The organism is Pantoea sp. CTOTU49201 (assembly GCF_032054795.1).
In the GTDB taxonomy this organism is placed as follows: domain Bacteria; phylum Pseudomonadota; class Gammaproteobacteria; order Enterobacterales; family Enterobacteriaceae; genus Pantoea; species Pantoea symbiotica.
Genome location: NZ_DAMBSA010000494.1, coordinates 1 through 3,049 on the forward strand (window position 1 = coordinate 1; position 3,049 = coordinate 3,049).

The window sequence follows — 3,049 nt, forward strand, 5'->3', positions numbered from 1 at the left end:
CAGTCATTGTCGATGCGAGCGGCGAGCAGGCTTATGTCGGCAATCTCGGCACCGATCGCGTGCTGCAATTGAAACTGAGCGCCGAGGGCGAGCTTTCGGGGTTAGGCAACGGCTATGTTAAAACGGCGACAGAAAACGGACCGCGCCATTCGGTGTTGTCGCCAGATAATCGCTATCTTTACAACATCGGTGAAATGGGCGGCATCATCACGCAGTTTCGTCGTGAAGCCAGCGGTGAGCTGGTGAAAGTGGCGGAGACGCCGAATGCCGTAGCGGAAAAATATAAGCTGCAACACGGTAAAGAGCGACCGCCAGGCTACAGCGACTCCACGCCGCGCATCTGGGCGGCCGATATTCGTCTAACGCCGGACGGCCGTTTTCTGTATGTCAGCGAACGAACCAGCAGCACCATCAGTGGATACCGGATCAATAAAGATGACGGCAAACTGACGCTGATTGATAGCTGGCAAGTCGAGAAGCAGCCGCGCGGTATCGCGATTACCGCTGACGGACGTTGGCTAATTGCCAGCGGCGAAAAGAGTGCGGTTACCGGCAGCTATGCCATTGATCAAGAAAGCGGGGCGCTGAAACGCGTTGGTGAGGCACCGGCCGGCGGTGATGCCAATTGGGTGACGGTAGTGAGTTACAAATAATCCCGTAGGGTCGCCATTCATGGCGACCAGGTGCGCATTAATGCGCACCTTACGGCACCTTATAGTTGCTGGTATTCCTCGTCAGAAACCGGCTCCAGCCACTCGTTGGAAGCGCCTTCAGCCGGGACTGCGATAGCAATGTGTGCGAACCAGCTATCCGCCGACGCGCCATGCCAATGCTTTAATCCCGCCGGAATGTTTACCACATCGCCAGCCACTAATTGACGCGCTGGCTGATTCCACTCCTGATACCAACCGGTTCCGCCAGTCACCAGCAAAATCTGGCCGCCGCCGTGATGGATATGCCAGTTATTACGGCAGCCGGGTTCAAACACTACGTTGCCGATGTTGACGCCTTCTGTCGTCAGCATGCTCAGATAGCTGGTACCGGTAAAGTATTGTGCAAAAGCGTCGTTTTTAGGCCCTTTCGGGAAGATACCATTGCCATCAAATTGATCGTTCATCTTTATCTCCATGTAAGTGCAGCATGGTTAAAGTGTAGCGGCGCGATGGCTGAATGATAATGCGCTCAAAGCTGCAAGCACTTGTGAGCGCAATTCATTAATGAAGGGTGCGTGACATTGTCACTAATTGGGGTAAACAGATTGCGCTAACATTCCGCGACGATCGAATTTTATTGCAGCTAACCACAGCAGCGCGGTGACAAACCAACCAATAATCCACGACACATCGTTACCGGCAAAAATCCAGATTAACGAACCGTGATGCAGCGGATTATCAATAAATGGCAACTGCACCAGCACGCCGCAGAAGTAGACAAGAATGCCCGCCCAGTTCCAGCGCCCGTAACGTCCGTTGGGTTGGGAAAGCGCCGGCACATCGACTTTACCTTTGGTGATCAGGTAGAAATCCGTCAAGCTGATGGCGCTCCACGGCACAAAAAAGGCCAGTAAAAACAGCAGGAAATGGGTGAAAGATTTCAGGAACGCGGGTTCGCTAATCAGCGCAATCACGCAAGAAATCGTCACCATCAGAACCACAAACAGAATGCGGCCGCCACGACTCAACGTGGTTTTCTGCCGGAAGCCAGAAACGATGGTGGTAAGCGACATAAAACTGCCGTACGCATTCAACGTGGTGAAGGTGATTTTGCCGAAGCAGATCGCGAAGTAAATCACCATCGCCATCGTGGCGCTGCTGCCTAAACTGACGATATAGCCAACCTCGTTGCCAGAAAAAGCCTTACCGGCAATAGCCGCGACAATCACACCCAAAGTCATTGAAGCCTGGGTACCTAAAACGGTGCCGAAGAAAACGCAGCTAAAGAGTTTTTTTGCGGAGACGTTGGCCGGTAAATAGCGCGAATAGTCAGAGACATACGGACAAAATGCAATCTGCCATGACGACGACAACGAAACCGCCAACAGAAAATTAGCGACAGTGAAATGCTGGTTTTGCCACACCGCAGAAAGGTCATGTGTTGAGAGCAGCGTGATAAACAGGTAAACAAAGGCGAGCACGCCAATCACGCTGGCCACTTTACCCAGCTTATGAATAACGCGATATCCCAGCACCGCGATGACCACGATAATCGCGCTGAACAGGATCATGCCTGAAGCATTGCTGGTATTAATAAGTTTGGCTAGCGCCTGTCCGGCCAACACCGTGCCGCTGGCAGAAAATCCGACATACATGATGCACACCAACACTAACGGAATCACCGCACCATAAACGCCAAACTGCATGCGGCTGGTGATCATTTGCGGCAATCCGAGGCGCGGTCCCTGAATCGCATGCAGCGACATGATCGCCGCGCCGACAACTTGCCCAACCAGCAAGCCGATGATCGACCACACCACATCGCCGCCTAACACCACCGCCAGCGCGCCGGTCACGATGGCGGTGATCTGCAAATTGCCGCCAAACCATAAGGTGAACTGGCTAAAAGGATGCCCGTGGCGTTCGCTCGGAGGAATGTAATCAATGGATCGCGTTTCTGACAGGCGCTGTTTCTCTGCGCCGGCGTAATCTGCTGCAGGTGATTCGGCTGACATAGTTTCCTCGCTGAAGCGTCTAAAGGTGGGGAATTATTGTTAGTATGATGTGGCTTCTCTTGGTGGTACATGTATATACATGTAGCGATATTGTCACGCAGGATTGAAACTTACAATACGATCGGTCATTGGAAAATGTGATGACGCAGGCAAGGTTGGCAGGAAGTGAAAACTTAAAGGATAACGCTGGCTTTAGAAAAACCAGCGGACAAAGAGTTTACTGATGTGAACAGCGTTGAGCAATTAGACGATCAATTCCCCACGGGCCACAACCCTGAACCATTAACATCACGCACATCAAAATATAACTGGATTCAGGCAGATAGAGCAGCCAACTATACCAGGCTAATAAATTCAGGTCGGCGGGAATGTGATGCAGTC

Annotated in this window: 3 protein-coding genes; 1 reads left to right on the plus strand and 2 read right to left on the minus strand. The window is 52.1% G+C overall.

Features of this window, described 5'->3' with window-relative positions; genetic code table 11:
• Positions 1–653 (plus strand): beta-propeller fold lactonase family protein (locus RTY00_RS22725; protein ID WP_312666421.1); only part of this gene is annotated, 653 nt, incomplete at its 5' end.
• 59 nt (positions 654–712) lie between these two features.
• On the opposite strand, the gene RTY00_RS22730 is transcribed toward RTY00_RS22725, so the two are convergent.
• Together RTY00_RS22730 and RTY00_RS22735 are read right to left on the minus strand one after the other, a co-directional pair.
• A complete protein-coding gene (locus RTY00_RS22730; protein WP_154156110.1) occupies positions 713–1,117 on the minus strand; it encodes a cupin domain-containing protein in 405 nt (134 codons plus the stop codon).
• A gap of 123 nt (positions 1,118–1,240) precedes the next feature.
• Positions 1,241–2,668, minus strand: a complete 1,428-nt coding sequence (locus RTY00_RS22735) for a cytosine permease (protein ID WP_312666423.1) — start codon at positions 2,666–2,668, stop codon at positions 1,241–1,243.
• Between the last annotated feature and the right edge of the window lie 381 nt (positions 2,669–3,049).

Bases quoted from the DNA above. Each gene is read 5' to 3' on its own strand.
- RTY00_RS22730 (WP_154156110.1), bottom strand. From the start codon at position 1,117: ATGAACGATCAATTTGATGGCAATGGTATCTTCCCGAAAGGGCCTAAA.
- RTY00_RS22735 (WP_312666423.1), bottom strand. From the start codon at position 2,668: ATGTCAGCCGAATCACCTGCAGCAGATTACGCCGGCGCAGAGAAACAG.